Origin of the sequence: Cedecea sp., from assembly GCF_036500665.1 — a bacterium.
Lineage (GTDB): Bacteria > Pseudomonadota > Gammaproteobacteria > Enterobacterales > Enterobacteriaceae > Cedecea.
Genome location: NZ_DASYBS010000016.1, coordinates 17,642 through 39,544, shown reverse-complemented (window position 1 = coordinate 39,544; position 21,903 = coordinate 17,642). Strand labels below are relative to the sequence as shown.

The following is a 21,903-nucleotide window of genomic DNA, read 5'->3' as shown; positions in this document are numbered from 1 at the left end:
ACCTTGCCAGTTGACCGTAAAGAAAGATGCGCTACCAAAGTGGTAGATGCCGCGGTCAGTGGCCGTTTCTTCCATAATGCGAATCACGTCCCTCTGTTGCCGCAAAAACCGCCAAACCTGACAGCCTTCCGCTAACAATGGTAGGATGGTCGGTGGACGATAATTACGGTAACAAGCATGTTAGACAATATACTCAGAATTGCCACTCGCCAAAGTCCTCTTGCACTCTGGCAAGCACATTATGTTAAGCAGCGTCTTGAAGCTTTTCATCCACAGCTGACCGTTGAGTTAGTGCCGATGGTCACGCGAGGTGATGTTTTGCTGGACACGCCGCTCGCCAAAGTGGGCGGTAAAGGGCTATTCGTTAAAGAGCTCGAGCTGGCAATGCTGGACGGGCGTGCGGACATCGCCGTTCACTCCCTAAAAGACGTGCCGGTGGCGTTCCCTGAAGGTCTGGGGCTGGTCACCATTTGCGAGCGCGACGACCCGCGTGACGCCTTTGTCTCCAATCATTATCAAACGCTGGATGCGCTTCCGGCCGGCAGCATCGTGGGCACTTCAAGCCTGCGCCGCCAGTGCCAGATAGCCGAACAGCGTCCCGATTTAGTGATTCGCTCCCTGCGCGGTAACCTTGGCACCCGCCTCGGCAAGCTGGATAAGGGCGAATACGATGCCATTATTCTTGCCGTCGCCGGGCTGAATCGTCTTAAGATGCAGGATCGCATTCGCTACGCGCTGCCGCCGGAAGTGTCTCTACCCGCCGTCGGTCAGGGTGCCGTTGGCATTGAGTGCCGCCTGGACGATGAGCGCACCAAAGCGCTGCTGGCGCCGCTTAATCACCACGAAACCGCCATTCGCGTCAGCGCAGAACGCGCGATGAATATGCGCCTTGAAGGCGGCTGTCAGGTGCCAATCGGTAGCTATGCCGAGCTGAAAGATAATGAACTCTGGCTTCGCGCATTAGTCGGCGCGCCGGACGGTTCCGTGATGGTGCGCGGCGAGCGCCGCGGTAAGCCGGAAGATGCCTTAGCCATGGGCGTTTCACTGGCGGAAGAGCTGCTGGATAACGGTGCTCGGGAGATCCTCGCCGACGTTTATGATGGAGATGCTCCCGCATGACGATCCTTGTCACCCGCCCGTCCCCTGCCGGGGAAGAGTTAGTGAGCCGTCTGCGCGCACTCGGGCGGGTGGCGTATAGCTTCCCGCTTATCGAGTTCTCGCCCGGCCGGCAGCTGTCGCAGCTTCCGGCCCAGCTTGCGGCGCTTGCGCCCGGCGATTTGGTCTTTGTTCTTTCGCAGCACGTGATTGACTATGCCGCCCCTCTTTTGCGCCGCAGCGGTATCCCCTGGCCGGATAAACTAAGCTGGTTTGCCATAGGCCGGACAACCGCGCTGGCTTTTCATACCGTCAGCCATATTCCTGTTCGCTATCCACAAGATCGGGAAACCAGCGAAGTGTTGCTACAATTACCTGAATTACAGAATGTTGCCGGCAAACGCGCGTTAATTTTACGTGGAAACGGCGGGCGTGAACTGCTGGGCGAAACGCTTGAAGCGCGAGGCGCTGAGGTCAGCTTCTGTGAGTGTTATCAGCGAAGCGCTATTATTTACGATGGAACAGAAGAGGCCCACCGCTGGCATGCGCGAGGGATCTCAACGCTGGTGGTTACCAGCGGTGAAATGCTGCAGCAGCTTTACACGCTAACACCCGACTGGTATCGCAAGAACTGGCTATTTCGCTGCCAGTTGCTGGTTGTCAGCGAGCGTTTAGCGAACCTTGCCCGGGAAATGGGCTGGCAGAATATTCGGGTCGCCGCGCATGCGGACAATGACGCGCTGCTACGTGCGTTACAACACACCTAACAATAACAGGACGCCACAATGACGGAACAAAATAACTCCTCCGCCATGGTTGAGGAAACCACACCCGCGGTGGAGACGCCATCGCAACCCGAGCCAACGCCAAAGAAAAATCGTTCCGGCGTGGCGGGTATCGCGTTGGGGGCGATAGCCATCGCCATTGCCCTAGCGTTAGGCGGCGGGCTTTATAGCTATGGCAAGCACCAGGTATCAACTCAGACGGCGACCAGCGATGCGCTGGCTAATCAGCTGATTGCCCTGCAGAAGCAGCAGGAAGCGCAGAAGAGCGAATTTGATGCCACGCTGAAACAGCAGGCTACTGCACTCAGCGATGCCAATAAGCAGCAGGCAGCGCTGGCGCACCAGTTAGATGAAGTGCAGCAAAAGGTCGCGACAATTTCCGGCAGCGACTCGAAAACCTGGCTGCTGGCACAGGCTGACTTCCTCGTGAAGCTGGCGGGCCGTAAGCTGTGGAGCGATCAGGACGTTACAACAGCCGCGGCGCTGTTAAAAAGCGCCGATGCCAGCCTGGCCGATATGAACGACCCGAGCCTCATCACCGCTCGCCGTGCGCTAACGGACGATATTTCAACGCTGTCTACGGTGACCCAGGTCGACTACGACGGGATTATCCTCAAGCTGAATCAGCTCTCTAACGGCCTGGATAACCTGCGCCTTGCCGATAACGACAGCGATGATTCACCGATGGATTCTGACAGCGGCGAGCTGTCAGGCACGATTACCGAATGGCGTCAGAACCTGGTGAAAAGCTGGCACAGCTTTATGGATAGCTTTATCACTATCCGCCGCCGCGATGAAACCGCCGTTCCGCTGCTGGCACCGAATCAGGATATCTACCTGCGCGAAAATATTCGCTCCCGCCTGCTGGTCGCCGCGCAGGCTGTACCACGCCATCAGGAAGACACCTACAAGCAGGCTCTGGACAATGTGTCTACCTGGGTACGTGCCTATTACGATACGAATGATTCAGCCACCAAGGCGTTTCTTGAAGAGCTTGATGGCCTGAGCCAACAGAGCATTCATATGGATATTCCGCAGACGCTGCAAAGCCAGCCGCTGCTGGAAAAACTGATGCAAACCCGAGTACGCAATTTACTTGCCCAACCGGCAAGCCCTGCACTCAATAATGCTCAGCCAGAGGCAGCGCCAGCACAGCCTGCACCTGCCGCAAGTCAGGGAGAATAAGCATGATTAAAGTCTTATTGCTCTTCCTGCTGCTGATTGCAGGCATCGTACTGGGTCCCATGTTGGCGGGTCACCAGGGTTACGTGTTAATCCAGACCGATAACTACAACGTTGAAACCAGCGTGACCGGTTTAGTCATTATTTTGATCCTGGCAATGGTAGTACTGTTCGCTATCGAATGGGTGTTGCGCCGCATTTTCCGTACCGGCGCCCGCACCCGCGGTTGGTTCCTGGGCCGCAAGCGCAGCCGTGCCCGCAAGCAAACCAAAGCCGCACTGCTGAAACTGGCTGAAGGCGATTATCAGCAGGTTGAGAAGCTGATGAGCAAGAATGCCGATCACGCCGAACAACCGGTGGTGAACTATCTGCTTGCCGCAGAGGCCGCTCAACAGCGTGGCGATGAAATTCGTGCTAATCAGCATCTTGAGCGCGCAGCCGAACTGGCGGATAACGATCAGCTCCCGGTAGAGATCACTCGCGTTCGATTGCAGCTGGCACGTAATGAAAACCATGCGGCACGCCACGGCATTGATAAGCTTCTGGAAGTCGCACCGCGCCATCCTGAAGTCCTTCGCCTGGCAGAGCAGGCCTACCTGCGAACCGGCGCATGGAGTTCATTGCTGGATATTCTGCCGGCGATGGAAAAAGTGCAGATCGGTGACGACGCCCACCGTGAAGCGCTGCAGCAGCAGGCCTGGATCGGACTGATGGATCAGGCGATGGCCGATCAGGGTAACGATGGCCTGAAAGCCTGGTGGCGCAACCAAAGCCGTAAGACGCGCCATCAGAGCGTACTGCAGGTGGCTATCGCTGAACATCTGATTGAATGTGACGATCACGATGCCGCGCAGGAGGTAATCATTGACGGGCTGAAGCGTCAGTACGACGATCGCTTGGTGTTATTGATGCCGCGCCTGAAGTCCGGTAATCCAGAGCAGTTAGAGAAAGCCTTACGCCAGCAGATCAAAACGCAGGGCGATCGCCCTCTGCTGCAAAGCACGCTGGGGCAGTTGCTGATGAAACACGGCGAATGGCAGCAGGCAAGCGATGCATTCCGTGAAGCTATTAAGCAACGTCCGGATGCTTATGATTACGCCTGGCTGGCTGACTCTCTCGATAAACTGCATAAGCCAGAAGAAGCGGCAATCATGCGCCGTGATGGCCTGCTGCTGACCCTACAAAACCATCCCAATCCATAGCCGTTAAGGCGGCGTTTTGCCGCCTTCCCCTTTCCAGTATGCAAAAAAAAACACCTGCCAATTGGCAGGTGTTAAAACAGGTCTGTTTGACAACTAATTGGTGCTTCACTCAACGTTATGTCCATGGTGTTGGATGAGACCCCGCTGGGGCGACATCTGTGGGTGGACGATAAGCACCGTAATCGGCTCTGCGTCATTCCTGGGTTTATGAAGCCTAAGCAAACATAAGAAGTGGAATGAGCATCTACAGATTTATTATTGCACAATGCATGCCATGTTTGCATTTAGAAACTAAGCCAACCGCTAATATTAGTAGTTTCATAGCATTAACATGAGCAAAGTATTCCTTTCGGATACCCCGGCATTCCATTCATCATGAAAAGCTTTTGTCTCCTTAAGGAGACGCGTTATCACCTTATTTATAAATAACTTTAAAAACAAAGAACTAAATGTCTCCATTTGGAGACATGAAATGTCCCTATTGTCGCGTCTAAGCGACAAGGCAGCATGAAGCGTGAAAGAAGCGGCGTTTTCTTTGTGTGGTCGGCGAGAGAGGATGATTCCCCTGCGGGCCGTTGCTAAAGCAACGTTGTCTCGCTTCGCTCGGCTCAAACCTCCTTCGGAGGTTCTCATCCTCTTTGAGCTTCAGATGCAAAAAGGCCAGCTCGAAAGCTGGCCTTTTCTAAAGTGGTCGGCGAGAGAGGATGATTCCCCTGCGGGCCGTTGCTAAAGCAACGTTGTCTCGCTACGCTCGGCTCAAACCTCCTTCGGAGGTTCTCATCCTCTTTGAGCTTCAGATGCAAAAAGGCCAGCTCGAAAGCTGGCCTTTTCTAAGGTGGTCGGCGAGAGAGGATTCGAACCTCCGACCCACTGGTCCCAAACCAGTTGCGCTACCAAGCTGCGCTACTCGCCGAAATACTGCTCTTACTGCGGCTCTCAACGTGCCTGTGACCTTTTACGGTTCGGTGTTGAAAGCAAAAACCCTTCTTCAGAAGGGCTTTTTAAAATTGGTCGGCGAGAGAGGATTCGAACCTCCGACCCACTGGTCCCAAACCAGTTGCGCTACCAAGCTGCGCTACTCGCCGAAATACTGCTTTTACTGCTGATTAATTTAGGTGTGGTGCGAAGAGAGGGACTTGAACCCTCACGTCCGTAAGAACACTAACACCTGAAGCTAGCGCGTCTACCAATTCCGCCACCTTCGCATACATCTAAATTAATGGGGTGGCTAATGGGACTCGAACCCACGACAACTGGAATCACAATCCAGGGCTCTACCAACTGAGCTATAGCCACCACTGTAAAACTTTCACGCGGTACATATACCACCGCAGCTCAAGCGCCCTCTTAAATGGCGCGCCCGACAGGATTCGAACCTGAGACCTCTGCCTCCGGAGGGCAGCGCTCTATCCAGCTGAGCTACGGGCGCGTAGCGCCGTTGCGGGGTCGGATAATACGGGCTTCGTGCTCAGCTGTCTAGTGCTTATTTCAATAAAATACTCGCAAAACTGCGCGTTTGGTTATGCTTTGTGCATCCTGATGCTTATCCGTTCAGTTTTTCACTAACGGCATACTTATTCAGGCCAAATACCTTATAAACCAGCGTCACGGCAGCCAGGAAAATCACCCCAACCGTCAGCGACATTCGCGTATCTTCATTCAGCCCCATTCCCACCAGCACACACACCAGGAACGCCATGGTCAGGTAGTTCGCCCACGGGAATAAAATGGAGCGGAACGGATGGCTGGCAATAGCCTCGCGGTGTGCCTTACGAAAACGAATCTGGCTAATCAGGATGACAAACCACGGCACCATCCCGGGGAGTACGCTGGCGCTGTAGACATAAACAAAAACGCGCTGCGGATTAGGAATGATGTAGTTCAGGCAGGAGCCAAGCAGCAAAATACCGATAGAAATAGCCACGCCCACAACCGGCACGCCACTGCGGGAAACGGTGGCCATTTTAGCCGGGAGCTGACGGTTTTTGGCAAGGGCATACAGCATGCGCCCGCAGCTATACATCCCGCTGTTACAGCCCGACAGTGCCGCCGTCAGAACAACGAAGTTAATAATCCCTGCCGCCGCCGTAATACCAATCTTCGCAAAGGTCAGCACAAATGGGCTGCCGGTGGTGCCAATCTGGTTCCATGGGAAGATAGTCACGATAACGAAAATCGCCCCCACATAGAAAATCAGAATACGCCACAGCACTTTACCCACGGCGCTACGCAAGGTGACCTGCGGGTTTTTCGCTTCACCGGCGGTAATACCGATAAGCTCCACGCCTTGATAAGACGCCACAACAATACACAACGCGGTCAGGAAACCTTTCCAGCCTCCGGCAAAGAAGCCCCCGTGCTCGGTCAGGTTGCTAAAGCCGATTGCCTGCCCATGGTTGCCAAAACCGAAAAAGATAACGCCCAGGCCCACGACGATCATCACGATGATGGTGGTGACTTTAATCATCGCAAACCAGAATTCTATTTCGCCGTACAGGCGCACCGCGGCAAGGTTCGCTAACGCCACAAGCCCGACGGCAAGAATGGCGGGCAGCCACTGCGGCAGATCGGGGAACCAGTATTGAACATAAACCCCAATCGCCGTTATTTCTGAGATACCGACCGCCATCCACATAAACCAGTACGACCAGGCCGTAAGGTAACCGAAAAAAGGACTCATATAGCGGTGCGCGTAGACGGCAAAAGAACCGGCTACCGGCTCAAGGAATAACATCTCCCCCATTGAACGCATAATGAAGAACACGAACAGGCCTGCAACAATATACGCCAGCAATACCGACGGCCCGGCCCATTTCAGGGTACTGGCGGCGCCCATAAACAGGCCGACACCAATGGTCCCTCCCAGGGCGATAAGTTCGATGTGTCGAGCTTCCAGCCCGCGCTGCAGCTCTGCTTTTTTCTCTGCCATAAATCCTCTGTATTGTGTTTGCTTTACTCCGGTTTTTACCGGTTATTGTGATGGTCAAAACCATAGCTCAATAACAGGCCATGCAGCGTCGGCAATAGATTTGCTGGCGCAACATCACTACGGCACTGCATCGAGTGGGCGCAATGGTTCCGCATTTTTTGCAAAATTACAAATAACTGCGTAACAAATTGGGCTAAGTCTGGTGGAAAATCGCGCAGGAAAAGAAAAACGCGCCCGATGAGCGCGTTAGCGGGATTAAAGCTTGCCGGTGAGATGCCAGCGCTGGTAGCGCAGCAACCGAAGCTGACGTTTAATACGAGTCGGCTGTGAAAGCAGGCGATATAGCCATTCGAGACCGAGGTTTTGCCAGACTTTTGGCGCTCGCTTTACGCGCCCGGTAAAGACGTCGTAGGTGCCACCAACGCCCATATACAGCGCCTGAGGATGCACTTGCCGGCACGCCTGCATCAGAAGCTCCTGGCGCGGAGATCCCATCGCCACCGTGACAATAGCAGCCCCGCTATCACGAATGCGCTCGAACAATGCCTGCCGCTGCTCGTCCGTAAAATATCCATCCTGACTGCCGACAATATTGACCTGCCAGAGCTGGCGTAATTTAGCCTCAGTCTGCGCCAGAACCTCGGGCTTTCCCCCCACTAAAAATACCGGCGTCCCCTCCTGACCTGCGCGCTGCATCAACGCTTCCCACAGATCGGCACCGGCTACGCGGTTCACCACGGCTTCTGGGTATTTTTTACGGATAGAGCGAACAACGCTTATCCCGTCAGCATATTTGTATTCTGCGGCGGCAATAAGGCCCCGGATTTGCTCATCATCTTCGGCAGTAAGGACTTTTTCGGCATTGATTGCCACTAACGTGCCCTGACGCAAGTTGCCCCCCGCATAGAGATAATCCAGCGCATGCTGCATATCTCGCCACCCCAGCAGGTTCAGGCCACGGATGTTATAGGAAGGGGCTTCAGTAGAGTTGTTCATGAATATCCTTGTCATGCATTTTGCGTGTCGGCAGCAGGAGCAGGCACGCGGCGCAGGCGCTGATGAATAAGCCCTGCGCTTTCAAAAAGCCAGTAAAGGAGTTTTGCCACGACCAGGCAGGCGCCAAAAATGACGAGGAAGAACACCACCCGTGAGACAAAGGAGTCCAGCCCCTCACGGGCCAGAACGATCATATTGAAAATCGCGCCAAAACAGAACGCGTAGATTATCGCGGCTTTATAGCGGTTGCTTTCCCCGTTCGCCAACTCATAGAGCCAGTCAAACCATTTGATAATCAGCCCGACGACAACCGCGCCCAGAGGAATAAACCACGCGCCTCCCATCACCACCAGCGAACCAATTAATGTCGGGGAAATCGCCAACCCTGAGTGATTATTCAGTACCTGCCAGGTGAAGTAGTTCGCGGTGTTGAGTACGGTGCCCGGGCGGTCCGGCCATACCCAGCTTGGGATGAATACGTAGAAATCGCGGATAATCGGTGCCAGTCCCTGGAACTCGATCTTGTCGTAGTTTTGCAGCAGCAGACCAAGGTTTTCCCACGGAGAGAACGTATCGCGAGTCAGGTACAGGAAAGTATAAAAGGCTTCGTCTCCGCTGACGTTCAGGCCGTAACGCTTAAGCGCCAGCCAGAACATGCCCACAATCCCCAACACGCCTGCGGCTGCCAACATCCACAACGAGATCCAGCCGCGAATGATGCCGATGAACAAGAAGATGGCAAAGGCGATGATGATATTAGCGCGCGTCCCGCCAACAATCATGTACGTCAGCAGGCCGAAGGCAACGGTGCTAACCAGGAAGAAGATCCAGGCCCGGCTGTCCTGACGCAGGAAGTACACCACCAGCATCGCTGGAATAAAGAAATAGAAGAAGCGCTTGAGCGCTACGCCTGACACTTCGCTGGAGAAAATTTGGCTGTACGAATGCAGCTTAAACAGCAGGAAGCCATTATGGGCGAAGAAAATGCCGACGCTGACCAACGCCACCAGCACCAGCATCAGCCAGGTCAGGTGCGTCTCCACCCGGTTCATGGTAAACAACGGCCGCCGCGCTTTATGCTCAACCTTCGCCCTGACCCGGGTTTTATAGGTCACATAATAAATGCCGTAGAAGCAGGCTGCCGCAAGCTGAGCCTGCAACAGCACGTCTGCTGGCACCACCGATACGCCAAAACGGAACACCAGGGTACAGGTAAACGGAAAGCCGAAGAAAAAGGTCAGCAGATAAAGCAGCGAAAAGAAGACGTTGAAGTTAAACCGCACGCGGCGAAATTCCTGATACGTCAGCAGCCCGATAAACCCGACCGACAGGAACCAGACGACAAATAACCCGCCAAATTGTGCCAGACTCATTTTTGCTCTCCTGCCGCGATGCTCAGCGCGTGATGCCACCCATCGATATAGTTAGGGTTAAAGAAAGCGATGTTTTGTTTATCCAGTAAGCGTAGCTGGCGCTGAGCTTCCCGCACGGTCGCTTCATCAAGCACATCCCCGGTAAATAGCACCGGAACATGCTGCTCGACCATATCCTGCCAGAACGGATTTTTGCGGTTCAGCACGCAGGGGATCCCAGCCTGAATCAGCAGGCACAGCGTGCCGATACCCTGCTGGCGTTCAAAAATAAAATAGCCGAGATCGCACCGGCGCAGCAGCGCCAGGTATTCATTGAATTCAATTTTTTCCGTCAGTAGCCGGAGGTTTTCCGGGCTAAACAAAGCGCGGCCGGCCTGTTGCACCTCAGCAATATAAGCTTCGTTATTCGCCGGGTAGCCCATTGGCACAACAACGCGCACCGTGTCGCCAAATTGCTGGTGAATGGCTTTGAGGGCATCAACATGCCGGTTACTGCGATCGCCGGAATTCCCCACCAGCAGCGTTAGCTTCTCGCTATGTTGTCGATCGCCAGCCATCGTGTTGAGGCTCGGATCCATGCGGGTTGGAAAATACAGCAGCTCGCCGGTCACTCGTGGATGACGCTGATGAAAATAGCTTAAATCCCCGCGCGTGGCGAAAACGCGCCCTACGCGCCCCTGGGCAAACCGGCGCAGTTGATAGAACAAACGAAACTTAATGCTGCGCGAAACTTCATACAGATCGGCCCCCCAGATATGCCAGTTCGTCTGCTCTGGCTTCAGACCACCGGTTAACAGCGCAATCCAAAGGCTGCCATTAAACTGCCCGTGGAAAAAGAAATGCTGCTGCCGGTTCGCTCGCGCTTTAGCCAGAACTTCAGCGGCAATAGCCTGCTTTGAAGGACAAAGCGTGATCGACAGCGCCGGAAAAGCGGACAACAGGGATTGATCCCCGGACACCACGATAAATTCTCGGGCATGGGGAGTCGTGGCGGCCAGAACGTCGTTAAAGAAACGCAATACCGTCTGATTATGATGCGGGATATCAGATCCCAATACGTGAATCAGTGTTGTCATGCTCGTCTACGATAAATAAGGAAAACACCACAGCAGAGCGCAAAATAAACAATATAGGTGGCCATATAGGCCTGAGCTGCACCCAGCGCGCCGTGGGCTGGTATCAACCAACGCGAGAAGCCGGTTAATAGAGCAAACTGGCTGATTTCAGTCAAAATATAAAAGCGTAGCGACGCCTTTGCGATGACCAAATAACCAAACACGTAGGCCCCCACTTTCAACACATCACCGACCAGCTGCCAGGCAAAAAGATCCCGCATGGCAATAAACTTTGGTGAAAACAGCAGCCAAATTGCAAAATCACGCAGCAGCCACACGGTCAGGCTTGCCGCCGCCACGGCCGGGAGAACAAACTTTAGTGAACGCACGATTTCACGCGTAATGTCGCTTTTCTCTTTCAGGCGGGCAAGCGTAGGGAGGAGGTACACGCTAAAAGAAGCCGTAATAAACTGCAGATAAGCATCTGAAATACTGCTCACCCCTTGCCAGATACCGACTTCGTCCCAGCTGTAGTGCGCCGCCAGAAGGTTTCGCATCATCACGTAGGCCACGGGGAGCGTGACTGAGGTGATCAGCGCCATAATAGTAAACTTACCAAGATGGCTGGCCAGCAGCTTATCCCAGCTCGGCTTCATATAGCTCAGCGGAACGTGTTCACGCCTGACGAGCATGATGACGGCAGGGATAACGAGCAATGCAGGCACCAATGCCAGGCCTAACAGCGCCCCCTGGTAACCGCCAAAATGATAGCAGGCATAATAAGCCAGCACGCCGATGACGCTGCCGGTAATCAATGCAAGAGCGTTACCTGCGGCGTCACGAAAACCCTTCATGACGGCCAGCGACAGGTTTGCCCATGCAATCCCCATCTGGACCAATGCCACCAGGCGCACCAAATTCTGGTAATCAGCATGGCCGAATAGCCCGACGCTGATTGGCCGCGCGGCCAGGACAAAAATCACCGCCAGCAGCGAAGAAAAGCCCAGCACCATCGCCGAGGATGTGCCGAGCACCCGCTTCAGCTGTTCCGGGTTGTCATGATGCTCAGCAACGTATTTGGTGACGCCGTTAAATATACCCGCCCCGGCAAGCACGCCCAGCACGGTAATCATTTGGCGGAAGTTACCGGCCAGCCCCACGCCAGAAGGGCCAAAAGCAACGGCCAGCATTTTGACTACCAGTAAACCGGCACCAATTTTTACCAGCGTGGACCCTGCGGTCCACACTGAAGCTTTAGCTAACGACATATCAGGCGAAGTAGCTTTGCAGCGTATTGATGACGGTGCGTTGGTTCACCGGCGACAGGTTATAAAAAAGCGGCAAACGCAGCAGGCGCTCGCTTTCGCGGGTCGTAAAGCGGTCTTCCCCGTGGAAGCGACCAAACCGCTCCCCCGCAGGGCAGGCATGCAACGGAATATAATGGAACACTGCCATGATCTCCGCCTCTTTCAGGTATGAAATCAGCGCGCTGCGGTCTTCAATATCGCGCAGTTTGATGTAAAACATATGGGCGTTCTGCAAGCAGTTTTCAGGGATATCCGGCAACTCTATGCGCTCGGCTTTTGCCAACGGTGCAAGGGCATCATGATAGGCTTGCCACAGCTTCAGGCGCTGTTGGTTAATCTTCTCTGCAGCCTCAAGCTGAGCCCAAAGATAAGCGGCCTGCAAATCTGCCATCAGGTAGCTTGAACCGATATCACGCCAGGTATACTTATCCACCTGCCCCCGGAAGAATTGGCTGCGGTTGGTGCCTTTTTCACGAACGATTTCCGCGCGCTCAATCAGCGCAGGATCGTTAATCAGCGTCGCGCCACCCTCACCGCCCGCGGTGTAGTTTTTGGTTTCATGAAAACTAAAACAACCGATGTGCCCAATAGAACCTAACGCACGGCCTTTATAAGTGGACATCACACCCTGCGCGGCATCTTCCACCACGAAAAGGTTATGTTTTTTCGCGATAGCCATAATAACGTCCATTTCACAGGCTACGCCCGCGTAATGCACTGGCACGATAGCGCGTGTTTTTTCGGTGATAGCCGCTTCAATTTTGGTTTCGTCGATGTTCATGGTGTCAGGACGCACGTCCACAAACACAATGACCGCCCCCCGAAGCACGAAAGCATTAGCCGTCGAAACAAAGGTGTAGCTCGGCATAATCACTTCATCGCCAGGCTTGATATCCAGCAGGATAGCGGCCATTTCCAGCGACGCGGTACAGGACGGCGTGAGCAGAACTTTCTTGCTGCCAAAACGCTGTTCCATCCACTGCTGGCAGCGACGGGTGAAACCACCGTCTCCGCACAGTTTGCCGCTGCCCATGGCAGCCTGCATGTATTCGAGTTCTGTACCTACGACCGGCGGAGCATTAAATGGGATCATTTTTTCACCTGTATAACCAGAAGGCGGTGCTTTCTATCGTGGCACCGCTTTTAATATAGCGACGCAGCGCGGCGGTATTGCTCACCTGAGTCGCGACACGCAGGGTTTGCAGGCCACGCTGTATACACCAGTCTTGTGCCGCAGCCATCAGTTCCTCGCCTACGCCTCGTCCGGCGAGCAGGCCAATTCGGGCCTCGACGTCATTCAGTTGCCGCAAGGTCACAAAACCCAGATTCTCGTCACGGCTTTTAAGCAGCAGGCACTGATGGTCAAACGTGCCAAGCACGGCATTTTCAATCCACTGGGCGTAGAAACGGCCACTGTCACCGTTCTTGTACCACGGTGCGCGAAAGCGGCTCTGCGTGAACACCTGCGAGGCGGCCAGGCGAAGCGCGGGAATATCTTCGGGCTGCGCGATGTCGACAGGAATATCTGCATTTTGCGTGCCAGGAAAAAGCGCCAGATCGACTTCGCCTTCAACAAGCTGGAAACCAAGCCGCTGAAGGCCATCCAGCCAGTCGGTACGATGGGTAGGAATTTTTGCCTGAACCCGGGACCAGCGATTTAGCTGCTCTTCCTGCAGCGCAGGAGCGTCTTCAGAAAAACGGACCGCGCTGCTGTTCACGTCAAAGAAGCGATTTTCCCACTCCAGCGGGGCCAGGGTTGCATGAATCAGGCTCATCGCGGGTTACCGCCAAACGCCTTTGGTGTCGATAATCCACGGCTGGCGCACATTTTCGGCAGGGATAGCTTTAAACTCTTTATGATCGACCAGCATGACCAGCACGTCGGCCCGCTTAAGCGCGGCATCCACCGAAGTTAATTCGCAGTGCCCGGCAAGCTTCGTCGGCAGCGTGTGGATATTAGGCTCAACGACAAGCGTTTTACCGCTGTGCCATTCGGCCAGCAGCTCAGCAATTTCCATCGCCGGGCTTTCGCGTAAATCGTCGATGTTAGGCTTAAAGGCGAGGCCAAAACAGGCAATCGTTAACTCACTGGCGCGGCGGCCCGTCTCAGAAAGGCAGTCGGCAATTGCGGCTTTCACCTGGCTAATCACCCACAACGGCTTGCCGTCGTTAACTTCACGCGCGGTGCGGATAAGGCGGGCTTGCTCAGGATTCTGCGAGACGATAAACCATGGATCTACCGCAATACAGTGCCCCCCAACGCCCGGCCCCGGCTGCAGAACATTCACGCGAGGGTGGCGATTGGCCAGACGAATCAGTTCCCAGACGTTGATCCCCTGATCGGCACAGATCAGCGATAATTCATTGGCGAACGCGATATTAACGTCGCGGAAGCTGTTTTCCGTCAGCTTGCACATTTCGGCGGTGCGGGCGTTGGTGATAACGCATTCCCCTTCGAGGAAAATACCATATAGCTCGCTGGCGCGTGCGGAACATACAGGCGTCATGCCGCCCACAACGCGATCGTTTTTGATCAGCTCAACCATGACCTGGCCCGGCAAAACTCGCTCCGGGCAATAGGCGATATTGATATCCGCCTGTTCTCCCACCTGGTGAGGGAAGCTCAAATCCGGGCGCAGGGCAGCCAGCCATTCAGCCATTTGCTCGGTCGCGCCAACGGGAGAGGTCGACTCCAGCACCACCAGAGCGCCTTTTTTGAGCACCAGGGCAATGGACTCTGCGGCGGCTTTCACATAAACCATGTCCGGTTCATGATCGCCTTTAAAAGGCGTTGGTACGGCAATCAGATAAGCATCAGCCTCAACGGGCTGTACGGTGGCGCTCAGGTATCCATCCTCAACGGCGGACTTCACCACCTTATCCAAATCAGGCTCAACAATGTGGATTTCACCACGATTGATAGTATCCACCGCCCGCTGATTAATATCCACGCCGATGACTTTCCGTTGACGGGAAGCAAACGCGGCGGCGGTAGGTAAGCCGATATAGCCAAGGCCAATGACGGAGATGGTGGAAAAACTCATGATTTCACCTGATTTTGTTTTAAAGCATTCAAAATTCGGCTACAAGCGTTGCCATCACCATAAGGGTTATGGGCGCGGCTCATCGCATTATATTCCTGCTCATCACAGAGCAGTCGGGTGACTTCTGCCACAATTTTCTCTTCATCCGTCCCTACCAGGCGCACGGTGCCAGCGGCGACCGCCTCAGGACGTTCTGTGGCTTCACGCATCACCAGCACAGGCTTGCCAAGAGAGGGGGCCTCCTCCTGAATTCCGCCAGAGTCCGTCAGGATAAGCCATGCGTGATTCATGAGATAAACGAACGGCAGGTACTCCTGCGGCTCAATCAGAATCACGTTGTCGACGTGCCCCAGGATGCGTTTCACCGGCTCACTGACATTAGGATTCAGGTGAACCGGATACACAATCTGTACATCGCTGTTTTGTTCGGCGATTTTTGCCAACGCGTGGCAGATGCGCTCAAAACCATCGCCAAAGCTTTCACGGCGATGCCCGGTAACCAGGATCATTTTTTTGCTGGCATCAAGGAAGGTATGTTTGGCCTCAATCTCCCGACGCACGGCATCCTGAGTCAGCACACGATCGCGAACGGAGATCAACGCGTCGATAACGCTATTGCCGGTAACAAAAATCTTTTGCTCGCTGATGTTTTCTTTTAGCAGGTTCTGACGAGCGTTTTCGGTTGGTGCAAAATGCCAGGAAGCAAGGTGTCCAGTTAAGGTACGGTTTGCTTCCTCCGGCCACGGGGAAAAGAGATCGCCGGTGCGTAATCCCGCCTCAACGTGGCCGACAGGAATCCTCTGGTAGAATGCCGCAAGGCTCGCCGCGACGGTTGTAGTCGTGTCGCCATGAACCAACACGACATCTGGCTTAAAGGATTCCAGAATAGGCTTCAGCCCTTCAAGAATGCGGCAGGTAATTTCCGTCAAGCCCTGCCCCGGTTTCATAATATTTAAGTCGTAGTCTGGCGTAATGGAAAAGAGGTGTAATACCTGATCCAGCATCTCGCGATGCTGAGCCGTTACACATACTTTTGCGTCAAAAAACGCGTCTTTTGCCAACGCATCCACCAACGGGGCCATTTTTATAGCCTCCGGGCGCGTGCCAAAAACTGTTAACACTTTCACGGTGATTCTCTTATGTTGAGTAAGGCGGAGGCATTCCATCGCCCCTCCACCAGCAAAGGGCTTACGCTGCCCTCGGACGACGGGCTAGCGCCACGCCAGCACCGATAAGCGCCCCGACCGCACCCCACATAATCAGCAAGAATGCACGACGAGGACTGTCGCGCTTAACCGGCTCTTCTGGCGTGCGTAAATAGCGGTAAGTTTGGAAGCGAGCATCAACGGTCGGCCCGACGTTTAGCGTATTAAGCATCGCCCGGTTCTGATCGTAATCGATGTCAAAGTCAGGGCCGACGGCCTGAAGACTTTCCAGCCGCGCCTGTAGCATAGGGCGGCCCAGCATAAACATTTCTGAATCAGGAAGTTCTTCAGCAGGGACGTTAGTTTCGCTGCGGGTAATATTTTGCTGTTGAGCAATTTTCAGCGCCTGCTCGACGCTTTTTATTTTGCGGTCGTAGATGGACTGCGCCACCGCTTCCTGCCGTTTGACCTGCGCCTTCATCTGAATGGTTCGCGCAGCCCACGCCCCCGTCAGCTCTTCATTAAGGTGGCTGGCCGCACGCTGGCTGGCAAAAGCCACATACTGACGCAGGAGGTTGTTAGCATCGGCGGCGGTTTCAGCAACAAGCTTAACGCTGTCACTGATATTGCGCGCGCTATCGCTTGGGGTGTACAGAATATTGTCTACAATTTCATCCAACAGCGCGGCATCGGCCTTACTGTTGCCGACCTGACGCTGCTTGTAATAATCCGTCTGAAGCCAGAAATCCCTGCGGGTATCGTAGGCGGAGAGCTGCACAATGAACTCTTTGTAGGCTTCGTCCATCACCGAAGGCTGATCGGCCGTCACCATATTGGCTTTGACATCGAGGTTACGTAAGAACTGCTGTTGAGAATAGTAGCCCCCCAACATATTGACCGTTGGGCGGTCGGTTATCGCCGTTGAACTCCACTCTTGTTTCGCTAAAAAAGTGTAAATCAGCGCAATAAGGGCAAACACAAAGGCAATTCCGATAATCCAGAATTTGCCCTGCCACAGCGTGCGAAACAAACCACGAATATCCAGCTCGTTTTCTACTGCCGGGTAACTGCCTGGCACGTTGTCTTTCATCGCTTCCCCAATTCAAGTCAGACTAAATGTTTACGTTGTTGTTTCTGCGAACGCGACGTTTATGACGTCTGATAAAGCGAGCCACTTTCCAGGCTCGTTTAATACAAAAATCGTATAGTACAAATGCAAGCAAGAACAATGCCAACATTACCCACTCTGGGATAAAGTGCAGATATTCAGCGGCAACGCCAATAGCTGCAAGCAGTGCTGCGGCGAGCGTAATCAACACAAAAGCCTGCCGTGAAGTAAAACCTGCGCGCATGATTAAATGATGGATGTGCTGCCGGTCCGGAGAGAATGGGCTCATGCCCTTACGCAAACGACGATACATAATGGCAATCATGTCCATCAGGGGAATCGCAATGATCCACAGCGCGGTCACCGGGCTTATTGGATGTGTTTGTCCCTGCGTCGTCTCCAGCAGGATCCATATAACCGTAAAGCCAATTAAGGTGCTGCCAGCATCCCCCATAAAGACTTTATAGCGACGCCCAAGCACGCCCAGGTTAAGAAGGATGTATGGCAAGATGGCAACGATCATCGCAAAACACCACATCGCGAGACTGTACTGGCCATCAAAGAATAGAATAATGCCGATCGCAGCAAACGAAACGGATGAGAGCCCGCCAAGCAAGCCGTCAATCCCATCCACCATATTGAATGCGTTGATCGCCGCCCATACGGCAAACAATGTCAGGAAATAGCCAAATGGGCCAAGTACCAGCTCCCATGAACCAAATATGTAGCCCAGACTGCTAAGATGCAGATTGCCATAGAACATCATAACGATGCCTACAAGCGCTTGAATTGACGCGCGAATTTTTACTCTTACATCATAACGATCGTCAAGCGCCCCCACTAAAACAAGCACGCCTGCACAGGTTAAATAAAGCCAGCCATGGGGAATGTAGTACTTCCCTAGTATGAATGAAAAACAGATGCCTGCGTAAACAGAGATCCCACCAACCAGGGGAATCAACCCCTGATGGCGTTTACGGAAATTCGGTTTATCAACAAGACCAATTCTCTTCGCTACCTTACGTGCAATAAAAAGAAAGACGGTAGTAAAGATGAAAATTAGGAGTAAGTCAGTTACGGCGGTGACTAAATTCACAGTGAAAGTTCTCTGCAAGATTTATGGGCAAAGTCAGCATAGTCGAAATATGCAACTGTCCCGAAGAGATTAAACATAATTCCTCCCTGAACAAACTGTTAGCTATAGATTATTTCCATAGCAAAAGGAATTTTGAATAGATAACGATAGCGAATACATTCATCGTCTGTATATCGTATCTAGCAGAAAAGAAAAACGCCACGACTAAGCGTGGCGTTCCCCGAGTTTTTGTGACTTACGAGCGCTTCATCATGTCAAAGAAGTCATCGTTGGTTTTCGTCATCGCCAACTTGTTGATGAGGAATTCCATGGCATCAATTTCACCCATTGGGTGGATGATTTTGCGCAGGATCCACATTTTCTGCAGCTCTTCTTGCGTGGTGAGAAGCTCTTCTTTACGGGTACCGGAACGGTTGTAGTCGATTGCCGGGAAGACGCGTTTTTCTGCAATCTTACGGGACAGATGCAGTTCCATGTTACCCGTACCTTTAAACTCTTCGTAGATAACTTCATCCATTTTAGAGCCTGTATCGATAAGCGCGGTCGCGATAATGGTGAGGCTACCGCCTTCTTCCACGTTACGCGCGGCGCCGAAGAAGCGTTTTGGACGGTGCAGGGCGTTAGCGTCCACACCACCGGTCAACACTTTACCGGAAGCCGGCACGACGGTGTTGTAGGCGCGAGCCAGACGGGTAATGGAGTCCAGCAGGATGATAACGTCTTTTTTATGCTCAACGAGACGCTTAGCCTTCTCGATAACCATTTCGGCTACCTGCACATGGCGGGAAGCTGGTTCGTCAAAGGTAGAAGCAACCACTTCGCCTTTAACCAGACGCTGCATCTCGGTCACTTCTTCCGGACGCTCGTCAATCAGCAGTACCATCAGCACGCAGTCAGGATGGTTGTAGGCGATGCTCTGCGCAATATTCTGCAGCAGCATGGTTTTACCGGCTTTTGGCGGTGCCACAATAAGACCACGCTGGCCACGGCCGATTGGCGAAGCCAAATCCAGTACACGCGCCGTTAAGTCTTCAGTAGAACCATTACCACGTTCCATGCGCAGACGAGAGTTGGCATGCAGCGGGGTTAAGTTTTCAAACAGGATTTTGCTACGCGCATTTTCCGGTTTGTCATAGTTCACTTCGTTTACTTTCAACAACGCAAAGTAACGTTCGCCTTCTTTCGGCGGACGAATCTTACCGGAGATGGTATCCCCTGTGCGGAGGTTGAAACGGCGGATTTGGCTGGGAGAAACGTAGATGTCATCGGGACCGGCGAGGTAGGAGCTGTCTGCTGAGCGGAGGAAACCAAATCCATCCTGCAGTATCTCCAGCACACCGTCACCAAAGATATCTTCGCCACTCTTAGCGTGTTGCTTCAGGATGGAGAAAATGATGTCCTGCTTGCGCATGCGGGCTTGGTTTTCCAGCCCCATATTTTCGCCGAGAGTAATCAGCTCAGAAACCGGCGTATTCTTTAATTCGGTAAGATTCATAATGGTGGGTTCTTAAACTCGGGGTAAATCTCGAACTTAGTTTCGTGAATGGTATGGCAGGGTCATCCGTGCCTGTTTAATGGCTACCACACATGTCTAATCGCTGCCTGGTCATAGGAAAAACTCAGAACTGAAACGACACGACGGAATGAGTGATAAGCCCGAAATCGGTTATGCGTCCGTTGTGATTGCTGTAAAAGAGAGTTGATTAAACAGCGAACGGGAAGCATTAGGTATTACAAAGATTCAAACTAAAAGGCAAGTTCAAAGCGAAGTCAAAGTTAAGTTAGCATGACTGACGCCGGGCGTCCAGCAGCTCACAAAAAAATGCAAGCCCGGTACGCACCGGCTGAGATCCCGTTATGCCAGATTAGCGTCGAGGAACTCTTTTAACTGGCCTTTGGACAACGCACCGACTTTGGTGGCAGCCACTTCGCCGTTTTTGAACAGCAGCAGAGTTGGAATACCGCGAATGCCGTATTTAGGCGCAGTGCCCGGGTTCTGGTCAATGTTCAGCTTAGCCACGGTCAGTTTGCCCTGATATTCATCAGCGATCTCGTCAAGAATCGGGGCAATCATTTTGCAAGGACCACACCACTCTGCCCAGAAATCAACCAGAATCAACCCGTCAGATTTAAGCACGTCCGTGTCGAAACTGCCGTCAGTCAGGTGAATAATTTTATCGCTCATGTTCTACTCCACAGGATTGTGTCTACCTTGTTGGTGTAGCATTAACCAACTTGGGGTGACTTTATTTCACCCGGTTTATTTCAACGGATGTGCTTTCGTAAAGCAATAGTAAACTGATATTCTACCACACTATGAGCAAAACACATTTGACCGAAAAGAAGTTTTCCGACTTCGCCCTGCACCCTAAGGTGATTGAAGCCCTTGAAAATAAAGGGTTCCATAACTGCACCCCAATTCAGGCACTGGCACTACCGCTGACACTGGCGAATCGTGACGTTGCAGGGCAGGCGCAAACCGGTACAGGCAAAACGATGGCGTTTCTGACGTCCACGTTCCATTATTTACTCTCCCACCCGGTTCCTGAGAACCGCCAGGTGAATCAGCCGCGCGCCTTGATTATGGCGCCAACCCGCGAGTTAGCGGTACAGATTCACTCGGATGCAGAACCGCTGGCTCAGGCAACAGGCCTGAAGCTTGGCCTTGCCTATGGCGGCGACGGCTATGATAAACAGCTAAAAGTGCTGGAAAGCGGCGTTGATATCCTGATCGGCACTACCGGTCGCTTGATCGACTACGCAAAACAAAATCACATTAACTTAGGTGCCATTCAGGTTGTGGTACTGGATGAAGCCGACCGCATGTACGATCTCGGCTTTATCAAAGATATTCGCTGGCTGTTCCGCCGCATGCCGCCGGTGACCCAGCGTCTGAACATGCTGTTCTCTGCGACCCTTTCCTACCGTGTACGCGAGCTTGCTTTCGAGCAAATGAACAATGCGGAATATGTAGAAGTTGAACCGGAACAGAGAACCGGCCACCGCATCAAAGAAGAGCTTTTCTATCCTTCTAACGAAGAGAAAATGCGCCTTCTGCAAACGCTTATCGAAGAAGAGTGGCCGGATCGCGCCATCATTTTCGCCAATACCAAACACCGTTGCGAAGATATTTGGGGCCACCTGGCCGCAGATGGTCATCGTGTCGGGCTGTTAACCGGCGATGTCGCACAGAAAAAACGCCTGCGTATTCTCGAAGAGTTTACCCGTGGCGATCTCGACATTCTGGTCGCCACCGACGTTGCGGCTCGCGGCCTGCATATCCCGGCGGTAACCCACGTCTTTAACTACGATCTGCCTGACGATTGTGAGGACTACGTTCACCGTATTGGCCGTACAGGCCGTGCCGGGGCAAGCGGTCACTCCATCAGCCTCGCGTGTGAAGACTACGCCCTAAACCTGTCGGCGATTGAAACCTATATTGGCCACTCGATTCCAGTGAGCAAATATAACGCCGAAGCACTGTTAAATGAGTTCCCACCGCCAAAACGTCTGACCCGTAGCCGCCCAGGCAACGGCCCACGTCGCGGTGGCGCTCCCCGTGGTAATCGTCGTCGCGCAGGTTAAA

Annotated in this window: 18 protein-coding genes, 5 tRNA genes and 2 other RNA genes; 5 read left to right on the top strand and 20 right to left on the bottom strand. The window is 53.3% G+C overall.

Translation table 11 applies throughout. The annotated features are described in order from the left end of the window. The first annotated feature begins 177 nt into the window (after positions 1-177). The 4 genes from hemC to hemY are packed head-to-tail and all read left to right on the top strand — an operon-like array spanning position 178 to position 4,264. On the top strand, positions 178-1,119 hold the full coding sequence (hemC, locus tag VGM55_RS02540; RefSeq protein ID WP_331634485.1) for a hydroxymethylbilane synthase: 942 nt from the start codon (positions 178-180) through the stop codon (positions 1,117-1,119). Further along, positions 1,116-1,862, top strand: a complete 747-nt coding sequence (gene hemD / locus VGM55_RS02535) for a uroporphyrinogen-III synthase (protein ID WP_331634484.1) — start codon at positions 1,116-1,118, stop codon at positions 1,860-1,862. Before hemC ends, hemD begins: the two co-directional genes overlap by 4 nt. Positions 1,863-1,880: 18 nt before the next feature. Continuing rightward, positions 1,881-3,065 carry a uroporphyrinogen-III C-methyltransferase gene (hemX, locus tag VGM55_RS02530; protein ID WP_154189443.1) on the top strand — a complete coding sequence of 395 codons (1,185 nt, stop codon included), beginning with the start codon at positions 1,881-1,883 and terminating at the stop codon, positions 3,063-3,065. Between the two features lie 2 nt (positions 3,066-3,067). After that, positions 3,068-4,264, top strand: a complete 1,197-nt coding sequence (hemY, locus tag VGM55_RS02525; protein WP_331634483.1) for a protoheme IX biogenesis protein HemY — start codon at positions 3,068-3,070, stop codon at positions 4,262-4,264. Positions 4,265-4,804: 540 nt separating this feature from the next. On the opposite strand, the gene VGM55_RS02520 is transcribed toward hemY, so the two are convergent. From VGM55_RS02520 to trxA, 20 genes are all read right to left on the bottom strand, one after another. Continuing rightward, positions 4,805-4,918, bottom strand: a non-coding RNA gene (locus tag VGM55_RS02520) — RtT sRNA. 34 nt (positions 4,919-4,952) lie between these two features. Then, positions 4,953-5,066, bottom strand: a non-coding RNA gene (locus tag VGM55_RS02515) — RtT sRNA. Between the two features lie 34 nt (positions 5,067-5,100). Continuing rightward, a tRNA-Pro gene (locus VGM55_RS02510) sits at positions 5,101-5,177 on the bottom strand. 95 nt (positions 5,178-5,272) lie between these two features. Next, positions 5,273-5,349 (bottom strand) — tRNA-Pro (locus VGM55_RS02505). 33 nt (positions 5,350-5,382) lie between these two features. Then, positions 5,383-5,469 (bottom strand) — tRNA-Leu (locus tag VGM55_RS02500). A 15-nt stretch (positions 5,470-5,484) separates the two neighbouring features. Then, positions 5,485-5,560: transfer RNA gene (locus VGM55_RS02495), tRNA-His, on the bottom strand. 56 nt (positions 5,561-5,616) lie between these two features. Beyond that, positions 5,617-5,693: transfer RNA gene (locus VGM55_RS02490), tRNA-Arg, on the bottom strand. 114 nt (positions 5,694-5,807) lie between these two features. After that, positions 5,808-7,193, bottom strand: a complete 1,386-nt coding sequence (gene thrP, locus VGM55_RS02485) for a bifunctional threonine/serine APC transporter ThrP (protein WP_154189503.1) — start codon at positions 7,191-7,193, stop codon at positions 5,808-5,810. Between the two features lie 255 nt (positions 7,194-7,448). Then, positions 7,449-8,189, bottom strand: a complete 741-nt coding sequence (wecG, locus tag VGM55_RS02480) for a lipopolysaccharide N-acetylmannosaminouronosyltransferase (protein ID WP_154189502.1) — start codon at positions 8,187-8,189, stop codon at positions 7,449-7,451. Positions 8,190-8,200: 11 nt separating this feature from the next. Next, positions 8,201-9,562: an ECA oligosaccharide polymerase gene (gene wzyE, locus VGM55_RS02475; RefSeq protein WP_154189501.1), complete on the bottom strand. Its 1,362-nt coding sequence runs from the start codon at positions 9,560-9,562 to the stop codon at positions 8,201-8,203. Continuing rightward, complete coding sequence (locus tag VGM55_RS02470; protein ID WP_154189500.1) at positions 9,559-10,638, bottom strand: TDP-N-acetylfucosamine:lipid II N-acetylfucosaminyltransferase; 1,080 nt, start codon at positions 10,636-10,638, stop codon at positions 9,559-9,561. Before VGM55_RS02470 ends, wzyE begins: the two co-directional genes overlap by 4 nt. Continuing rightward, on the bottom strand, positions 10,635-11,885 hold the full coding sequence (gene wzxE / locus VGM55_RS02465; protein ID WP_154189499.1) for a lipid III flippase WzxE: 1,251 nt from the start codon (positions 11,883-11,885) through the stop codon (positions 10,635-10,637). Before wzxE ends, VGM55_RS02470 begins: the two co-directional genes overlap by 4 nt. Position 11,886: 1 nt before the next feature. After that, positions 11,887-13,017: a dTDP-4-amino-4,6-dideoxygalactose transaminase gene (gene rffA, locus VGM55_RS02460; RefSeq protein ID WP_331634480.1), complete on the bottom strand. Its 1,131-nt coding sequence runs from the start codon at positions 13,015-13,017 to the stop codon at positions 11,887-11,889. Between the two features lie 4 nt (positions 13,018-13,021). After that, positions 13,022-13,699 (bottom strand): dTDP-4-amino-4,6-dideoxy-D-galactose acyltransferase, encoded by a 678-nt coding sequence (rffC, locus tag VGM55_RS02455; RefSeq protein WP_154189497.1) that lies wholly within the window; start codon positions 13,697-13,699, stop codon positions 13,022-13,024. Positions 13,700-13,705: 6 nt separating this feature from the next. Further along, positions 13,706-14,968, bottom strand: coding sequence for a UDP-N-acetyl-D-mannosamine dehydrogenase (gene wecC, locus VGM55_RS02450; RefSeq protein WP_154189496.1), 1,263 nt, complete (start codon positions 14,966-14,968; stop codon positions 13,706-13,708). Further along, on the bottom strand, positions 14,965-16,095 hold the full coding sequence (gene wecB / locus VGM55_RS02445) for a non-hydrolyzing UDP-N-acetylglucosamine 2-epimerase (protein WP_331634479.1): 1,131 nt from the start codon (positions 16,093-16,095) through the stop codon (positions 14,965-14,967). The genes wecC and wecB overlap by 4 nt, the downstream gene beginning before the upstream one ends. 61 nt (positions 16,096-16,156) lie before the next feature. After that, positions 16,157-17,203 (bottom strand): ECA polysaccharide chain length modulation protein, encoded by a 1,047-nt coding sequence (gene wzzE / locus VGM55_RS02440; protein ID WP_331634478.1) that lies wholly within the window; start codon positions 17,201-17,203, stop codon positions 16,157-16,159. Positions 17,204-17,225: 22 nt separating this feature from the next. Further along, positions 17,226-18,317, bottom strand: a complete 1,092-nt coding sequence (gene wecA / locus VGM55_RS02435) for a UDP-N-acetylglucosamine--undecaprenyl-phosphate N-acetylglucosaminephosphotransferase (protein ID WP_331634477.1) — start codon at positions 18,315-18,317, stop codon at positions 17,226-17,228. A 235-nt stretch (positions 18,318-18,552) separates the two neighbouring features. Beyond that, the gene (gene rho / locus VGM55_RS02430) at positions 18,553-19,812 is read right to left on the bottom strand and encodes a transcription termination factor Rho (protein ID WP_008455558.1); all 1,260 of its coding nucleotides are present in this window, start codon (positions 19,810-19,812) and stop codon (positions 18,553-18,555) included. Between the two features lie 360 nt (positions 19,813-20,172). After that, positions 20,173-20,502, bottom strand: a complete 330-nt coding sequence (trxA, locus tag VGM55_RS02425; protein WP_016538969.1) for a thioredoxin TrxA — start codon at positions 20,500-20,502, stop codon at positions 20,173-20,175. A 131-nt stretch (positions 20,503-20,633) separates the two neighbouring features. Here trxA and rhlB point away from each other — a divergent pair, with 131 nt between their 5' ends. Continuing rightward, positions 20,634-21,902 (top strand): ATP-dependent RNA helicase RhlB, encoded by a 1,269-nt coding sequence (gene rhlB, locus VGM55_RS02420; RefSeq protein WP_061278190.1) that lies wholly within the window; start codon positions 20,634-20,636, stop codon positions 21,900-21,902. The last annotated feature ends 1 nt before the right edge of the window (position 21,903 follow it).

Bases quoted from the DNA above. Each gene is read 5' to 3' on its own strand.
- hemC (WP_331634485.1), top strand. From the start codon at position 178: ATGTTAGACAATATACTCAGAATTGCCACTCGCCAAAGTCCTCTTGCA.
- hemD (WP_331634484.1), top strand. From the start codon at position 1,116: ATGACGATCCTTGTCACCCGCCCGTCCCCTGCCGGGGAAGAGTTAGTG.
- hemX (WP_154189443.1), top strand. From the start codon at position 1,881: ATGACGGAACAAAATAACTCCTCCGCCATGGTTGAGGAAACCACACCC.
- hemY (WP_331634483.1), top strand. From the start codon at position 3,068: ATGATTAAAGTCTTATTGCTCTTCCTGCTGCTGATTGCAGGCATCGTA.
- thrP (WP_154189503.1), bottom strand. From the start codon at position 7,193: ATGGCAGAGAAAAAAGCAGAGCTGCAGCGCGGGCTGGAAGCTCGACAC.
- wecG (WP_154189502.1), bottom strand. From the start codon at position 8,189: ATGAACAACTCTACTGAAGCCCCTTCCTATAACATCCGTGGCCTGAAC.
- wzyE (WP_154189501.1), bottom strand. From the start codon at position 9,562: ATGAGTCTGGCACAATTTGGCGGGTTATTTGTCGTCTGGTTCCTGTCG.
- VGM55_RS02470 (WP_154189500.1), bottom strand. From the start codon at position 10,638: ATGACAACACTGATTCACGTATTGGGATCTGATATCCCGCATCATAAT.
- wzxE (WP_154189499.1), bottom strand. From the start codon at position 11,885: ATGTCGTTAGCTAAAGCTTCAGTGTGGACCGCAGGGTCCACGCTGGTA.
- rffA (WP_331634480.1), bottom strand. From the start codon at position 13,017: ATGATCCCATTTAATGCTCCGCCGGTCGTAGGTACAGAACTCGAATAC.
- rffC (WP_154189497.1), bottom strand. From the start codon at position 13,699: ATGAGCCTGATTCATGCAACCCTGGCCCCGCTGGAGTGGGAAAATCGC.
- wecC (WP_154189496.1), bottom strand. From the start codon at position 14,968: ATGAGTTTTTCCACCATCTCCGTCATTGGCCTTGGCTATATCGGCTTA.
- wzzE (WP_331634478.1), bottom strand. From the start codon at position 17,203: ATGAAAGACAACGTGCCAGGCAGTTACCCGGCAGTAGAAAACGAGCTG.
- rho (WP_008455558.1), bottom strand. From the start codon at position 19,812: ATGAATCTTACCGAATTAAAGAATACGCCGGTTTCTGAGCTGATTACT.
- trxA (WP_016538969.1), bottom strand. From the start codon at position 20,502: ATGAGCGATAAAATTATTCACCTGACTGACGGCAGTTTCGACACGGAC.
- rhlB (WP_061278190.1), top strand. From the start codon at position 20,634: ATGAGCAAAACACATTTGACCGAAAAGAAGTTTTCCGACTTCGCCCTG.